This window comes from Virgibacillus proomii (genome assembly GCF_018916875.1).
GTDB classification, from domain to species: domain Bacteria; phylum Bacillota; class Bacilli; order Bacillales; family Amphibacillaceae; genus Virgibacillus; species Virgibacillus proomii_B.
In genome coordinates this window covers 167,565-183,486 of the sequence record NZ_JAHLNO010000001.1, presented here as the reverse complement: position 1 = coordinate 183,486, position 15,922 = coordinate 167,565, and the positions used below count along the sequence as shown (strand labels likewise).

13 protein-coding genes are annotated in these 15,922 nt (G+C 36.0%); 2 read left to right on the top strand and 11 right to left on the bottom strand.

Annotation, left to right across the window (positions count from 1 at the left end; translation table 11 throughout):
* Positions 1 to 503 precede the first annotated feature (503 nt).
* The 4 genes from KQI21_RS00930 to KQI21_RS00915 all read right to left on the bottom strand — a co-directional run bounded on the left by KQI21_RS00930 (position 504) and on the right by KQI21_RS00915 (position 3,818).
* Positions 504 to 914, bottom strand: a complete 411-nt coding sequence (locus KQI21_RS00930) for a cytidine deaminase (protein WP_216482136.1) — start codon at positions 912 to 914, stop codon at positions 504 to 506.
* Between the two features lie 74 nt (positions 915 to 988).
* A complete protein-coding gene (locus tag KQI21_RS00925) occupies positions 989 to 1,339 on the bottom strand; it encodes a DUF1798 family protein (protein WP_216482135.1) in 351 nt (116 codons plus the stop codon).
* A 483-nt stretch (positions 1,340 to 1,822) separates the two neighbouring features.
* On the bottom strand, positions 1,823 to 2,038 hold the full coding sequence (locus KQI21_RS00920) for a hypothetical protein (RefSeq protein WP_216482134.1): 216 nt from the start codon (positions 2,036 to 2,038) through the stop codon (positions 1,823 to 1,825).
* 808 nt (positions 2,039 to 2,846) lie between these two features.
* Positions 2,847 to 3,818 carry a DUF2515 family protein gene (locus KQI21_RS00915; protein ID WP_216482133.1) on the bottom strand — a complete coding sequence of 324 codons (972 nt, stop codon included), beginning with the start codon at positions 3,816 to 3,818 and terminating at the stop codon, positions 2,847 to 2,849.
* Between the two features lie 116 nt (positions 3,819 to 3,934).
* Here KQI21_RS00915 and recU point away from each other — a divergent pair, with 116 nt between their 5' ends.
* On the top strand, positions 3,935 to 4,516 hold the full coding sequence (gene recU / locus KQI21_RS00910) for a Holliday junction resolvase RecU (RefSeq protein WP_216482132.1): 582 nt from the start codon (positions 3,935 to 3,937) through the stop codon (positions 4,514 to 4,516).
* 18 nt (positions 4,517 to 4,534) lie between these two features.
* A complete protein-coding gene (locus KQI21_RS00905) occupies positions 4,535 to 7,333 on the top strand; it encodes a penicillin-binding protein 1A (RefSeq protein WP_216482131.1) in 2,799 nt (932 codons plus the stop codon).
* Between the two features lie 32 nt (positions 7,334 to 7,365).
* Here the strand turns inward: KQI21_RS00905 and nth are convergent, their stop codons facing one another.
* From nth to dinG, 7 genes are all read right to left on the bottom strand, one after another.
* On the bottom strand, positions 7,366 to 8,019 hold the full coding sequence (gene nth / locus KQI21_RS00900; RefSeq protein ID WP_216482130.1) for an endonuclease III: 654 nt from the start codon (positions 8,017 to 8,019) through the stop codon (positions 7,366 to 7,368).
* A gap of 4 nt (positions 8,020 to 8,023) precedes the next feature.
* Positions 8,024 to 8,716 (bottom strand): DnaD domain-containing protein, encoded by a 693-nt coding sequence (locus KQI21_RS00895; RefSeq protein ID WP_216482129.1) that lies wholly within the window; start codon positions 8,714 to 8,716, stop codon positions 8,024 to 8,026.
* Positions 8,717 to 9,398: 682 nt separating this feature from the next.
* Positions 9,399 to 10,691: an asparagine--tRNA ligase gene (gene asnS, locus KQI21_RS00890; RefSeq protein ID WP_216482128.1), complete on the bottom strand. Its 1,293-nt coding sequence runs from the start codon at positions 10,689 to 10,691 to the stop codon at positions 9,399 to 9,401.
* Between the two features lie 17 nt (positions 10,692 to 10,708).
* Complete coding sequence (locus KQI21_RS00885) at positions 10,709 to 11,893, bottom strand: pyridoxal phosphate-dependent aminotransferase (RefSeq protein ID WP_216482127.1); 1,185 nt, start codon at positions 11,891 to 11,893, stop codon at positions 10,709 to 10,711.
* 13 nt (positions 11,894 to 11,906) lie between these two features.
* Positions 11,907 to 12,440: a cell wall elongation regulator TseB-like domain-containing protein gene (locus KQI21_RS00880; RefSeq protein ID WP_216482126.1), complete on the bottom strand. Its 534-nt coding sequence runs from the start codon at positions 12,438 to 12,440 to the stop codon at positions 11,907 to 11,909.
* Positions 12,403 to 12,573, bottom strand: a complete 171-nt coding sequence (locus tag KQI21_RS00875; protein WP_216482125.1) for a YpmA family protein — start codon at positions 12,571 to 12,573, stop codon at positions 12,403 to 12,405. Before KQI21_RS00875 ends, KQI21_RS00880 begins: the two co-directional genes overlap by 38 nt.
* A 512-nt stretch (positions 12,574 to 13,085) precedes the next feature.
* Positions 13,086 to 15,884, bottom strand: coding sequence for an ATP-dependent DNA helicase DinG (gene dinG / locus KQI21_RS00870; protein WP_216482124.1), 2,799 nt, complete (start codon positions 15,882 to 15,884; stop codon positions 13,086 to 13,088).
* Positions 15,885 to 15,922: the final 38 nt, after the last annotated feature.

Here is a 15,922-nt window from a genome sequence, read left to right as displayed (position 1 = left end):
CAAAAACACAAACCAACCAATAAACACTGAAAATACCCCAACAAAAAATGATTCCAATCATCAAAAACCGATGATCGGAACCATTTTTATTTATTTTCGGCTAGTTTTGTCCCAGCCTCTTTCTATTACCATTATAAATCATGTCGTTATATGAAACAAGCTTTAGAAATAGATGTTTATGACGATCCAATTAAAATTTAGCGTTTAAATGATTCAAATCCGTAAAAATTCTTAAGGCTTAAGTGTAAGAATAACCTCAGCGTTCGTACTCGAGAACTTTGTCTGACAAGTTTTTTATCCTACATGTAAGATGCCGTAAGACTCGCATTTCAAGAGTTATACAGAAAATATGAAAACACGTCTAAGTGGATAAATTCAGGTCGAAGCGATACATCCTTATTTTTTAAGGACCTATGTTCTTAGCCTTGCCTTGATCTACTCATTCATAGAGAAAAACGCTCCTTGAACGAAGTTTCTACTTTATTCCTATTTAAAACTTACACTTATGCTTTAGGTTCTGTTAAATCAGATGGCTGGAATGAAAAAGGTAATATTTCCTCCATCGTCACTGTTTTAATATCATCTTTTAGATTAGATAAATGTATAATCATATCCGGTTTAAAAAATTCGCTCATTACTTGTCGACACGAACCGCATGGAGGTACGGGGCGATCCGTATCAGCTACTACAGCCATTTCAGTAAAGTCCTTTTCACCGTTAGCGATTGCTTGAAAAATGGCAATCCGTTCAGCACAACAAGATACAGGATAAGCAGCATTTTCTATATTACAACCTGTGTAAGTGTTTCCCGATTTTGTTCGCAAAGCTGCTCCAACTGGAAATGCTGAATACGGTACATAAGCACGATTTCGTATCGATTTAGCTGCTTCTAACAAGTCATCTTTTGTTGTCATGATTATCACCTTTCATTAATGTATGGAAGCATATTATAAGCAAAAAAACAAAAAATGTAAAGCGTTTACAGATGCTAGTCTAATTCAGTCTGCAATTGATCAAAAATATATAAGACGGAATGATTTAATTCCATATAGCGTTTTCTTCGCACATCAAGATAATAACTATGCATTAATAATAACTCCATATTCTCCCTAGTAGAAATAATCTGTTGTGGATGAATATTCACTTTTCTCGTTTTAATTAATTGGAGTACGTCTCTTTCCCACTGTTCAAGCAATTGAAAGACTGGAGTGGTTTCCTTCTTCACCTGAGAAAACAAAGCTTTATCTTTTGGATTTTCCGGTTTTTCGCCTTTTTCAAATTTTTGCTTCAAGCTGTGAAGATGTACTTTAAGTATTTTGGTTTGTTCCTTTACGTTCATAACTCATTCCGCCTTTTGCTAAAATAATACATATCTATTTTAACATAAGTCATATTTTTCTCGAGTATATGAATATCATCAAAAAACTATTTCAAACCAACAGCCAAAGGATTAAGTATATTCGTTTATTTATTCTGTATCTAAGTGACATAAAAGGGTTTCAAACGTTAGAAGTTTAAGTGGATGCTAACGGAACCTAAATGCCTAATTTGTTCAGGTCGACAGGACAAGGAAAGCTTCTTGAATAAACACCGCACGCAGAAAAAGTGCTTTTCTTTTTCAAGGACAAGGAAAGCTTCTTGAATAAACATCGCACGCAGAAAAAGTGCTTTTCTTTTTCAAGAAGAGAGAAGCTTAAACAGCGATAGTCGAGTGTTTTTCCAGGAAGCCTGAGACTCAGCCTTCAATCTAATGATACCGAAAAATTATTCCTTGAATAAAGTTTAACTTTAATACACTTAGGTTTAACACCGTTCTTTAAAATCATTTCAATTCCTCGTGTTGGTTAACCAAACGTTTTTTTAATAAACTTAATTCATTTAAACGGTCATAATATTGATTAGTGATAGTATTTTCCACTTTCATGATAAGCTTTTGATCTATCCATCGCAGTTGATTTGAAAGCTGATATAAAGCAATTTCTAAGGTCTTTCTGTCCACCCCTTGCTTTTGATCCATCGGTAAATGACGTACCAGCATATTATTATTTCCTCCTTACGTTCAAAAGACTTTACTAATACTACTTCGTGTTATGATAAAATTCCTCCTGCACGTTCGACAAAACTAGAATAAAGCTTACAAAACAAGTGAATTTGCTTATTTTTTTCATGGATTTTGACAAACTAATAATGAAAGGAGGAAAAACAATGAAAGATATAAAGCATAAACAGGTTAAACAATCTAAAACAAAAACGGAAAGCATTATTTCAAAGTCATTAAAAGAGGGAGATAAAAAATTGAACGGTCCGAATATCCCATCGACCTAACGATTCTTTTAGCGCAGGGTTCATTTGAAGCTCTGCGCTTTTTGATCTGTCTAGATTTAAAAAATTGAATTTAGCAATTTTGAAAATAAAATTCGTGCAACAGCAAAGCACATTATCATAAGAAATGCTATTTTCTTTTAGTCTTTATTTAAAATGACCAGTTTCTTTGTTGTCGAGAAAACGATATCCGTTTCTGCATGTAGATTTTGAAATATCTTTGTCTGGCTTATAAGCTCAAGCTGTAGCAAATCGATTTCTTCCTACGATAAGTCAACATCGCCTCGAATCTAAAGGAAGGCAGACTAAAAGCCGGCTTGCCACACAGGCGTCGGCATATTCCTGTTTAAGAAACATATTTTCTACCCTTCCTACGGTGCGGGCAGCCTTCCTCGCTAGATTTTCACTGGCTTGTTAGAACAAGGAATTTTAGCTTTTATTCTTCTGGATATTCGTTTTACTTTACCTTCCGATATCTGTTTAAAACAGAAAATATCTTCTCATTAACTGCCCCCTTCTTTTATCTAACTAAAGTGATTCTTCATCGTTATTGCTCGTTTGACATGGAAATAAACATACATGAATTGACGTTTTTGATAAAATGTTTTTCCTATTTTTGAGCTAATATTTACAGGCTGATTCCTTAACCATTTACGCTTTATACCCCCTGATTTATACCAATCTTTTCGAATAGTATCGCGATGTGTAATTATTGGATACATCATTCTTAAATACGGAGCCCTTGGCATAGATAGATGTAAAAAGCGTTCATAATCATAACGAGAACCCGTATGTTCAATACATTTAGCAAATTCATAGGTTTGATTGTATACGGTTGGGGAAAAAATAATAGATGCTAGCTTTTTTCCTAACTCAATGCGATTAGTTAAGTTTGTAAAATTATGTACATAGCAACCAAATAACTGTTGAGACATGGTTGGTATTAGTACTGCGTTCATCATCAATAAGTTTTGCCATAAATATGGGGGTTGACAGAATACACGCTGTTTAAAAAATGACTGTTTGATAACAGGAGCTTGAATAACATTTTGCTCATTAATAATCAATGCTTGAACTAAGCGGTCTTCATCTAAGTGTTTCCAAAAATGAAACCACTCTTTTACCATATACGTAGATACTTTAAAAGATGACAAAAGGTGAAACAATGGTTTATTATATTGTCTGGATAACTGATAAATCAAAAGCTGTGGAAAAGCATCGGAAAAGATTAACCAATTTGCTCTTTCATAGGTTATAAATAATCTTTGTCTTTCTTTTGTACCTAATAAATATCGAAAAGGTTCTAACCCTAAATCCGTCATATTCCATCCAGCATTTCTGGATACAATACTTGCTAAAAATGCCCATTTTATTTCGGGATATTGTAAATAAAACGAAAAATATGCCTTCGTTCGAGAAATATTATCTCGATTATGTTCCTTTGTTTTATTTGTTATATAATGAATGTAGGAGCGTGATAGCAAATCATTACACATGCTTCGATCCTGCTTTCTTTTTGTTTTTAACATGCAGCAAGATGTTTAACTGTATACATTTTTAAAATGGCATTTTTTTCTTACTAGATGTGGTAAAATGCAAGGAGGATTTAAAAGTGAATTACCCAAACGGGAAAAAAAAGAATGGCAGTGTTTCTAATCGTCGTCCATATCGGTTTGGAAATCGAGGTATGACGCTTGAAGAAGATATAAATGATACAAATACGTATTACTTAGCAACAAAAAAAGCTGTCATTCATAAAAAACCAACCCCTGTACAAATTGTTCGGGTTAATTATCCAAAGCGTAGTGCAGCGGTTATTACAGAAGCTTATTTTAAACAAGCGTCAACAACAGATTATAATGGAGTATATCGTGAAAAATATATCGATTTTGAAGCAAAGGAGACGAAAAATAAAACACTTTTTCCCTTAGCCAATATACATGATCACCAAATTGAACATATGAAAGCAGTGGTTGAACAAGGAGGAATTAGCTTCATGATTATTCGCTTTTCGACACTTGATGAAACTTACTTTTTCCTTGCTGAGAAACTTTTTAAACACTGGAACGTCAAATTAAACGGTGGAAGAAAATCCATTCCGTATAAGACGATCCAGCAACAGGGATACCTTATCCCTTTTCAATATAAGGCAAGAGTTGACTATTTAGCAATTATTGATAAGCTTTATTTTTAGAGACGGAGGAATGAAGCGATGGCAAATAACAGCCCATCTCGTACAGCGAGAAGAAAACAAAAAAAATCAAAGAAAAAACCTTTATGGAAGAAAATATTACTTTCTTTATTCATTATTTTTGTAGTACTAGTTATAGGTGCAAGTGCAATTGCTGCCTATTGGATTGCTACTGCACCAGATTTGGATAAGTCCAAGCTATCCGATCCGCTTGCTTCTGAAATACTTGATAAAGACGGAAAAGCATTTGCCGTTTTAGGGGAAAAAAATCGAACAAAAGTCAGTTATAATGACTTACCACAAGTATTAATTGATGCCGTAACAGCGACAGAGGATGCTAGATTTTTTGAACACTCAGGTATTGATTTACGAAGAATTGGCGGCGCCGTTATTGCTAATATTAAAGATGGATTCGGCTCTGAGGGAGCAAGTACAATTACACAACAAGTAGTAGAAAAATCCTTCTTATCAGCTGATAAAAAAATCAGCTTGAAAGTTCAGGAACAATGGCTTGCCTTACAGCTTGAACGAGATTACTCTAAAGAAGAAATTTTAGAAATGTATTTAAATAAAATATTTTATGGAAGTAATGCTTACGGTGTAGCAGCAGCAGCTGAAACGTATTTTGGCAAAGAGGATTTAAATGATCTTACTTTACCAGAAGCAGCTATTCTAGCAGGTCTGCCGCAACGTCCAACTGCCTATAATCCATTTAAAAATCCAGAGCTTACAAAAGAGAGAATGAATACCGTATTAAAATTAATGGTACGTCATGGTAAAATTACCGAAAAACAGGCAGAAGAAGCTAGAAAAATGGATATCCCTTCCCTGCTGGTAAAATCAAAACCTGATTCTACACCTTATGAAGCATTCATTCAGCAAGTGGAAAAGGAAGTAAAAGAAAAGGTTGATGGTGCTGATATATATACAGATGGATTAAAAATTCATACGACGATTGACCCCAAAGTTCAAGAACATGTTGAATTTTTGTTAACAGATAGTGAAACTAATCCTATCCCTTATCCTGATGATGAAATGCAAGCCGCAATGACTGTGTTGGATACGAAAAGCGGTGCAATTCGTGCAGTCGGCGGCAGACGTAATAGCGAAGGGAAAAGAGAATTCAATTATGCGATTGAAGGAAAAACGCAAGCTGGTTCAACCTTTAAACCAATCATAGCTTATGGTCCTGCTATTGAATACAATAAAATATCAACATACCATCAAATTAATGATGACAACCCATATCAAATACCTGGTACCAACAAATCGATAAGAAACTGGAACAGGCAATATAGTGGCTGGACGTCAGCACGAGAAGCTTTAAATAAATCGTTAAACGTGCCAGCAGTAAAAATGCTCGAAGAAGTAGGCTATGATAAAGCAAAAGAATTTGCAGAAGGCTTAGGGATTAAATTTCATAAAAATCGTGTGCTAATTGGTGATGCAATTGGTGGTACAGATACACAGGTTACACCATTAGAATTAGCAGGTGCCTTTCGAGCTTTTGGAAACGAAGGTATCTATAATGATCCATATTCTGTAACAAAAGTTGAATTTCCAGACGGAAAAACGGTAGATTTAAAACCGAAAGCAAAACCGGCAATGTCTGACTATACCGCTTATATGATAACAGATATGTTAAAGACAGCCGTTACAGAAGGTACTGGAACGCAAGCTCATATCCCTGGTTTGCCAATGGCTGGAAAAACAGGTACAACAAGCTTGGAGAACGTAGAAGGAAGTCCAGATGCTTGGTTTAGCGGATATACGACGAATTATACGATTTCTGCATGGGTTGGTGGTTATCATGATGAAAATAAACGCCGAGCTCCTATACCAGATGGATACACAAAAATTCCTTTACAGATGTTTAAAAATACAATGACAGAAATATCTAAGGATATTGAAACGAAGGATTTCGTGAAGCCAGATTCTGTTGTTGAAGTTCAAGTAGAAAAGGGCTCAAATCCACCTGCAAAACCAAGTAAGAATACACCATCAGAAAATATTATTACCGAACTATTTGTAAAAGGAACCGAGCCAAAAGGTACTTCAGAGAAATTTGATAAGCTTGATCCAGTAAGTGGCCTAACTGCCAGCTTTAATAAAGATAAAAATTCAATTGATGTTTCATGGAATTACGATTCAGATGCAGATGTATCATTCGAGGTGAGTGCCCAAGTTAATGGTGGTGGTATGCAGTCACTATCAACAACAAAAGAAAAATCCATGGAAATTAATGAAGTAGAACCGAATGCAGAATATACCATTCAAGTCGTAGCAGTAAGTAATGAAGACGGCTCAAAAAGTGAACCAAAAACAACTACCGTTTCTACTGGTGAAGAAAAGGAACAGGAAGAGATACCAGCTGTTGAAGGATTATCCGCCACATACAATGAATCGAGCTCACTCATTAATGTTAGCTGGAATTATAACGGTCCACCTGCTTCATTTGAAGTATCTGTAAACGGGCAAGCACAAACTGTGGGATCAAATGGATTAGAAATTAGTGGAGCAACCCCGGGAGAGACTTATTCCATCACCGTCACTCCGATTGGGAAAGAGGGGGCGAATGAAGGAAAACGTGGTCCCGCACAAAGTACATCCATTACAGTTCCTTCTGAACAATCAGAACCCCCTACCAACGGGAATGAAGAGGATAAACCTGATGATCAAACTGGTAATGGTGATGAGAACAATGATGGCGATAGTGGTAATAACGAAGAAGATAACAACGACAGTGATGAACAAGATGACCAACAGAATCAAAACAACCAACAGAATAATTCAAACCAATCAAAAGAAGAAAATGAATAGATTAAAAAGAGGTAAACGAGTAGTATTCTCGTTTACCTCTTTTTTATTTTCATCCGTTTTTTTCCTTCGCGGCATATTTCCAATAGTGGACATTCTGGACAATTCGGATTTCTGGCTTTACAATGATAACGACCGAAAAAAATCATACGGTGGTGCGTTTCGCTCCACTCTTCCTTTGGGATTTTTCGCATCAAAGTCTCCTCAACTTCAAGGACGGAATCTTTCCACCTGCATATTCCCAATCGTTTTGCGACCCGTTCCACATGGGTATCAACTGCAATCGCAGGTTCGTTAAATGCGACCGATGCTACCACATTCGCTGTTTTTCTCCCTACTCCAGCAAGCTTCATCAACTCTTCTTTAGACTTAGGAACAATTCCACCATATTCTTCTAGTAACGTTGTACAGAGCTTACGAATATTTTTTGCCTTATTACGATATAAACCAATTGACTTTATATCCTCTTGAAGTTCCTCCAAGGGCACTGCTAAATAATCTTCGGGAGTTTTGTATTTCTTAAATAAATCCTTCGTTACTTTATTAACGAGATTATCCGTGCATTGAGCAGACAGAACAACTGCGATGAGTAATTCAAATGGATTATCATGAACTAATTCACATACTGCATTAGGAAACATTTTTTTCATCTCATCTAAACAAAATCGAATTTGCTTTTTTGTCAGCATACTCCTACTCTTCCCCTTCTAACCAATTATAATAAAAAGAAGTATCACGCTTTTGACTAGACTGTATACTAGAATTTGCTTTACGCGCATGATATTCCTTACTGGATCTGCGTGCTTGTTCAACGGAATGAATCCCTTTTTTCATCCATTCTCGTAAAATACGATCAATATACTTAAAGTTTAACTTGCTCATTAGAACGGCTTCACGTAAACCCGCTTTTATTAATGCTGGAGAGATTTTATCTTGGTCAAGCCATGCATTAATGGTTTCAATTTCAAAAGGAGAAAGCGGTCTGCCAAACTCCTGTTCAAATAAAATAAAAATGGTACCTTCCGAAGTTTCTTCTTCACTTTGTTGATGATGATTCACCTTAAAAAGCTTTTCCCAAAGTGGGTTTAAACAGTATGCTTCTTTTAGCTTCTGTCCCTGTTCCTCCTGTTGATCAATTGTCAGCATACCTTTTTGAATCAGTCCGCGCAAGATAAGTGCACATTCCTTCTCGCTCATCGTTACATATTGAGCTAGTTGATCTGGCGTTGGAAAATCAATTCCATCTTGGATAAAACGCTGTAATTGTAAAAGAAGCATCACTTCTCTTTCATGAAGTCCCAATGTTGTATACGAAGTTAGTAATTGTGTTGGGACTTGTAATTGCTGCAATAATAGTTGCTGAATAGAAAAACGTTGCTTCTTCATAAACTTAAGCACCTCTTTAAAATTTCATTATAAGAACAAAAGCTTAAAAGCCCTCAGTTAGCGACGTACAAACTAGAAAACTTCTGATAAGATAAAGTGAAACTTCATTCCGTGGAACACGGAATGTTTAGTTGAACGAATCGGGCATTTAGGTGCCGTTTTCTGATACTTTGAATTCCTCCGTATTCTCTATAATCTTGAATGGAGAGAATTACGGCACCTTACATGCGGGATAAAGTGAAACTTCATTCCGTGGAACACGGAATGTTTAGTTGAACGAATCGGGCATTTAGGAAGCGTTTTTCTCATAAAGTTGCAAAATAATAGGCAGATTTTTGAAATGAGAAAAATACGTCTCCTTACATCCGGGATAAAGAAAACATGTCTCTAAAACAGGGGTATGCCGACGCCTGAGCGGCAAGCCGGCTTTTAGTCGGCCTTCCTTTTGATTCGAGCAGATGTTAACTTATTATAGGAAGAGATCTCCAGTTTGTTAGCAGCACGAGGCTATAGAGTCTATAAAAACAATCCCTTGCTTATAGAGCAAGGGATTGGCATTTTTTGGAGATGTTATCAAAATGAAGTAACTATCCCGTTATCTACCCTTAAGTTAGTCCGCTGCTGCTTAAGTCATACTAAAGAAATAGATTTTACTCATAGACTTGTGAGTGTGGAGGCAAACTTAAGGATAAAGTCGATTTAATAAGCGAGGAAATGGTATCGTTTCACGAACATGGTCAACTCCTGAAATCCAAGCAACAGTACGTTCTAAACCAATTCCGAAACCGGAATGTGGAACACTACCATATTTTCTTAGCTCTAAATACCATTGATATGCTTCTTTAGTTAACCCATGCTCTTCGTATCGCTGTTTCATAAGCTCTAGATCATCAATACGTTGAGAACCTCCAATTATCTCTCCATAGCCTTCAGGAGCAATTAAATCTGCACATAAAACTACGTCATCTCGTTTTGGATGGGGCTTCATATAAAAAGCTTTGACATCTTTAGGGTAGTTAGTTATAAATACAGGCTTGTCATAGTTCTCCGCTATTGCCGTTTCATGTGGCGCTCCAAAATCTTCCCCCCACTCTATATCCGTAAACCCTTTTTCTTTTAAGAGTTCGATTGCTTCATCATAGGTAATCCGCGGAAAAGGCGCCTGTACTTTTTCTAATATACCAATATCACGATCTAACGTATGTAACTCTAATTTACAATTTTTTAGTATACTTTGAACAATAAAGCTTACGTAGTTTTCTTGGATCTCAAGACTTTCCTCATGTTCTACAAAAGCCATTTCCGGCTCAATCATCCAGAATTCAATCAAATGTCTCCTCGTTTTGGATTTTTCAGCTCGGAATGTTGGTCCACAGGAAAAGACCTTGCCAAATGCCATTGCTGCAGCTTCCATATATAACTGACCACTTTGTGATAAATAAGCTTCCTCATCGAAGTACTTCGTGTGGAACAGTTCAGTAGTTCCTTCTGCTGATAATGCTGTTAATATCGGTGGGTCAATTTTAACAAAGCCATGTTCATTAAAAAATTGATACGTAGCACGAATGATTTCATTACGAACTTTCATGATAGCATGTTGTCTTTTTGATCTAAGCCATAGATGGCGATGATCCATTAAAAATTCCGTGCCGTGTTCTTTTGGTGTAATTGGATAATCATGTGATTCGTGAATTAATTCAATATCTTTTACATGCATTTCGTAACCAAATGGTGATCTTTTGTCTTCGACTATTTTACCAGTAATGTACATGGAAGATTCTTGTGTTAAATTTTTGGCCAGTTGGAACGTTTCTTCACTTACATCATTTTTGGCAACCACACCTTGGATAAATCCGGTCCCATCACGCAATTGCAAAAATGCGATTTTTCCACTGGATCGTTTATTCGTAAGCCAAGCGCCGATGGTTACGATTTGGTCATGATAGTTTGGTGCTTGAGAAATAGTTGTTTTCAAAAGAATACCTCCTAATGCTATGATTGATGCGATTTGATAAATCGTTTTATTCGTTTAGCTGCTTCTTCTAATGCTTCGATCGATGTAGCGTAGGATAAACGGATATTATTCGGTGCACCAAAACCAGTTCCCGGAATAAGTGCCACCTTTTCCTCTTCTAATAATGCACTAGCCCAATCATCGACATTTTTAAAGCCATTCGCCCGTACAGCCTCAGAGACATTTGGGAATAAATAAAATGCTCCTTTTGGCTTAATGCATGACACTCCTGGCATTTCGGTAATTAACTGATACAGCTTCTCCAAACGCTCAGAAAAGACTTGTTTCATTTTCTCACTGAATTCCCCATCCATCTTATAAGCAGCTAATGCAGCATATTGTGCAATAGAAGTTGGATTGGACGTAGAATGTGAAGCTAGACTAGTCATGGTCTTAATGATATTAGCAGGACCAGCAGCATAACCAATTCTCCAGCCAGTCATAGAATGAGATTTTGATACTCCATTTACAACGACCGTTTGCTCTTTTAGTGCAGGCGATAATTGTGCGATCGATACATGTAGATCTTCTGAATAAATTAGTTTTTCATAAATTTCATCTGAAACAATTAAGATATTATGCTTTAGACAAATTTCCCCTAGCTGCTCGAGTTCTTCTTTGTTATACATCATACCGGTTGGATTGCTCGGAGAATTAATAATAATCGCTTTTGTTTTATCGGTAATCGCTAATTCCAGCTCTTTTGGAGTTACTTTAAATGCATTTTTTTCTTTTGCAGGCACAAAAACTGGAACCCCGCCAGCAAGCTTCACTTGTTCTGGATAACTTACCCAATACGGGGCAGGAACAATAACCTCATCACCCTCATTTAAAATGACTTGGAATAACGTATATAGCGCATTCTTTGCTCCGGTAGTAACGATAATTTGCTCTTTTTCATAAACAAGATTATTATCTGCTTTAAATTTAGCAATGATTGCTTCTTTCAGCTCGACAATACCACCAGAGGGGGTATATTTAGTCATCCCCTGTTTCATTGCTTCTTCAGCAGCTTGCAAGATAGATTCTGGTGTATTAAAATCTGGCTCTCCTGCTCCTAAAGCGATGACATCATGTCCTTGTTGCTTTAATTCCTTGGCTTTTGCAGTAATAGCCAAGGTAGATGAAGGGGTTAATGTTTTAACTCTGTTTGCTAGTTCCACTTTGATCACCTTTCTATTTAAACATTCGTTTTAAACGGTATTGTTCATAACGAGAACCATCATACATATCGAAATAATCGAAGACGTAACGATCCGATGAATCTACATATGTAAGTTCCCAGAGTTCCTTTCCATCGACTAGTGCTGGTGTAATTTTAATGAATTTGCAGGATGAGCATTCTTTTTTCCAATCAGAAAGGATCGCTTCTTTATTAAGAATTTCTGCCTGATCCACAGTTGTAAGTTGTTTTTCTTTACCTTTCAACGGATAAAAAATGATCTTATTCTTTCCTTTTTTATCTTTACCGTACACTACATGATAAGCATTTTCGCCATTAAATGTTTCAATGTCTGTTACCTCTTTTAAAGAACCAGCTTTTAAAAGCTGCTGCTTTGTTTCTTCATATCCTGCTGTTTTGCTGTCTAACAAATCCATATATAACACGGTTAAATAAATACCACAAGAAACAATAATAAAAATGATGGCGAAGAGACCCCACTTTAACCATTTAGGATTGGTAAATAGTGAAGATAGCTTGTTCTTCATTTGTACCATCCAATGCTAATCCAAACATAAAATCTTGTTCTTTTAAGGTTTTATTTAACAAATCAACAATTTTATATAGATCCGGTGAATAGTGAAGCTTTACAGCTGCTAATTTCGTTATTGAATTCTCCATCTTTTTCCCTCCTGGATAAAAGTTTCTTGTTTTATCAAGATTTGTTAGACATAATATGCAGCTTGCTGCAAATGCTAGGTATATGCTGAATGAATATGAATGAAGCATAGTTATAGTATACCAAGCTTCTTACCAAATTTGTTTTGTTTTTATTTATTTCGGCAAATTTTTTTCTAACCCATACCACTTTATGAATGCTGGTGCTTCATTTGAGCATCAGTTTTTTTATACTATAAGAAAGTATAAACCTTTAGGCTTTATAGTATAAGAAAATTACACTTGCATTATGAATAGCTTTTTTAACGTATCGTCATCCAGCTTAAGAGCTAAGTCATTGAGACCGCTTCACTCCCCTACGGAACAGAAAGCCTTCTCATCGAAGTTTCAGCCTTTGGCGGAGCTTCCAAGGCGCTTAATTTTAAGTACTCTGTTTAAGTCTTGCGTTTTCTAGAAATGTTAGATCAAAATTCCTAACTTGTTCAGCAGAAGGAAAGCAAAGCCCAATCACTTCGTTAAAACCATTGTTCTGCTTTTTTCAATAACTCATTGGTTGTATCAAAGGTCAATGGTACCTTAGGAATGGAGTCAATAAAATATTTCCCATATCGCGCTTTGACAATACGTGAATCACAAATAAAAACAATTCCTCGATCATTGCTGGAGCGAATTAGTCTGCCAAAGCCTTGTTTAAAGCGAATGACAGCATTTGGTAAAGCATATTCCATAAATGGATTTTTACCTTTATTCTTAAAAAACTGTGCCTTCGCCTGATGAACGGGATGGTCAGGCGGTTGAAATGGTAGTCGGACAATGACGAGGCATGATAAATCTTCTCCTGGTATATCAACACCTTCCCAAAATGAACTTGTTCCTAATAAGATTGCGTTATTGAATGATTGAAAATTTTTCTTTAAACGTGTTCTGCTGCCACTAGAAATACCTTGAGCAATTAATGCATAATGATCATCTTGCATCATTTCTTTTAAGATTTCAAATGATTTTCGTAACATTTCATATGAGGTAAATAAGACCAGCATACGTCCATCTGTAATTTGTGCCAAAGATAAAATTACTTCACTAGTTGCGTAAATAAAATCATCATTATTTCCATATTTTATATCTGGAAAATCATTCGGTATCATTAACTGGACTTGATCAAGATAAGAAAATGGAGATGCAATTTGCTTTGTTATTAATCTGTCCGGATCAATTCCAAGTCGATCGATAATAAATTGAAACGACTTCCCCATCGTTAAGGTAGCACTTGTTAAAATAACACTGTGCTTTGTAGTAAAGAAGTCTTCAGCTAATAATGTTGACACATCTGTAGGTTCGCTATACAAATAGACCGCATTTTTGGCTCCATTTGCTTCAATCTCCATCCACTTTACCTGTTTCATACCGTCTTCAACAAGAAAAAGCTGTTCCAGTTGATCAATATATATTTGTAATTGTTCTGTACAATAATTAATTCTCTCATTATCCTCATGACGAATTTCTTCTTTGTTTAATTGGGCTTTCATGATAGCCAAACCATGAATCAAATCCCTAAGATAAAAGATAAGTCGAGTTACCATATCAATAATCGTACTCCACTTTCTTTCATCTTCCTGCTTTTTTTCAAATCGATACTGAGTTCTACCAATATCACTTAACGTTTTATTTGTTCTTCGTTGCTCCATGACGTATTGAAATAACTGCCGAAACAAATCATCTGTTTCATACTTTGCATTTTCTAACAACTCATTCCACTGTTCTACTATTGTTGTAGGCACAGCTACTTTATAATGCGAGAGAATACGATAAACAAGCTTTTCATCATCTGTTTTTCCCAGTTGATTAAGCGTATACTGCATTTGAACATAATCCAGTTTTAAACCGTAATGCCTAGAGACTGTTGCTTCAAAATGATGTGCTTCATCGATAATTACTTGATCAAAGCTTGGCAACAGAGATGAGGCATGAAACATATCGGTGCATAACAACGCATGATTCGTGATTACAATATTTGTCTGCTGGGCCCTCCGACGTGCCTTTTGATAATAAGATTTAAAAAACCATGGAGAAGTTGGATCAATATTTTCTTCCATCTCAGCGGAAATCCGCCTAAAAAATCGATAACCACTAGCGGGCAATTGGATCTCATCAATATCACCGGTACATGTTTCTGTTAACCAAACGAATATCATAGCTTTGGTTAAGGCAATATCATAATTGTCCTGCTCTGTTTCAGCTAGTTCTTGTTCTAACTTCTCCAAGCTAATATAATGAGATTTTCCTTTTAAAAGCGCAACTCGAAAAGGAAATGGCAGTAATTTTTGGATTAACGGGATTTCTTCTTCCAATAATTGTGATTGCAATTGAGTTGTATACGTACTAATCACGATTCTTTTCCCTGTTGAAACTGCTTCGTAAACTGCAGGAATTAAATACGCTAATGATTTTCCAGTACCGGTCTCTGCTTCAATTAATGCATGTTGTTTTCCCTGAAACGCATCAAAAATAATTTCTGACATTTCCCGTTGTCCAGTTCGCTTCTCATACTTTTCCATCGTCTTTGCAAGCGTTCCGTCGGCTTCATAAATACTGTCAAGATAATCACCGAAGGATATATCTACAGGGGAAAGTGGTTCATCTATTATCTCCGTATGCCGATAGGCCAGTCCCCGATATGTATCTATTTGCGTGTCCTCAGATGGGTTAAACAATCGTCGTTCTTTATAATAATGAAACAGTTTATACACGTCAGACTTTAATGTTTTTTCTAGTTTTAAAAGCTGTTCCATTGTTTCATATGGTAAAGAAGCAAGCTTTTCTTTTATTTTTAAAAATAATTTCCCTGTTACGAAAGCGTCCGATAATGCTCGATGTGGTTGATTATGATTAATCTGTAAATGTTCGGTAAGCTGATTTAACTTATAACTAGGTGAAGTTGGAAAAAAAATTCTGGCCAATTCAACCGTATCAAGTACCGGATTAGTTAACTTTGGCTGACCGCAATTCTCTAATTCCAAATTTAAAAAACCTAAATCAAATGGAACATTATGAGCTATCAGGTAGCTGTCTTTAAACAATTCAATAATTTCTTCGGCAACCTCATTAAAGGTAGGAGCCCCCATAACATCTTCATCTGAAATCCCTGTTAGATTTTTGATAAATGAAGGGATTTCCTGTTTGGGGTTCAGTAAGGTGGAGTAACTATCAACAATGGCATCTTGTTCAATAACAACAATTCCTACTTCAATAATTTTATCTGTTTTTGCTGGTGAGTTTCCGGTTGTTTCTAAATCTATGACTACATATCGATCCATACATAACCACCTCACTTCATTTGTGATCGTATCTACCA

Excerpts from the sequence above, each read along its gene's own strand:
- KQI21_RS00930 (WP_216482136.1), bottom strand. The coding sequence starts at position 914 with ATGACAACAAAAGATGACTTGTTAGAAGCAGCTAAATCGATACGAAAT.
- KQI21_RS00925 (WP_216482135.1), bottom strand. The coding sequence starts at position 1,339 with ATGAACGTAAAGGAACAAACCAAAATACTTAAAGTACATCTTCACAGC.
- KQI21_RS00920 (WP_216482134.1), bottom strand. The coding sequence starts at position 2,038 with ATGCTGGTACGTCATTTACCGATGGATCAAAAGCAAGGGGTGGACAGA.
- KQI21_RS00915 (WP_216482133.1), bottom strand. The coding sequence starts at position 3,818 with ATGTGTAATGATTTGCTATCACGCTCCTACATTCATTATATAACAAAT.
- KQI21_RS00905 (WP_216482131.1), top strand. The coding sequence starts at position 4,535 with ATGGCAAATAACAGCCCATCTCGTACAGCGAGAAGAAAACAAAAAAAA.
- nth (WP_216482130.1), bottom strand. The coding sequence starts at position 8,019 with ATGCTGACAAAAAAGCAAATTCGATTTTGTTTAGATGAGATGAAAAAA.
- KQI21_RS00895 (WP_216482129.1), bottom strand. The coding sequence starts at position 8,716 with ATGAAGAAGCAACGTTTTTCTATTCAGCAACTATTATTGCAGCAATTA.
- KQI21_RS00880 (WP_216482126.1), bottom strand. The coding sequence starts at position 12,440 with ATGAAGAACAAGCTATCTTCACTATTTACCAATCCTAAATGGTTAAAG.
- KQI21_RS00875 (WP_216482125.1), bottom strand. The coding sequence starts at position 12,573 with ATGGAGAATTCAATAACGAAATTAGCAGCTGTAAAGCTTCACTATTCA.
- dinG (WP_216482124.1), bottom strand. The coding sequence starts at position 15,884 with ATGGATCGATATGTAGTCATAGATTTAGAAACAACCGGAAACTCACCA.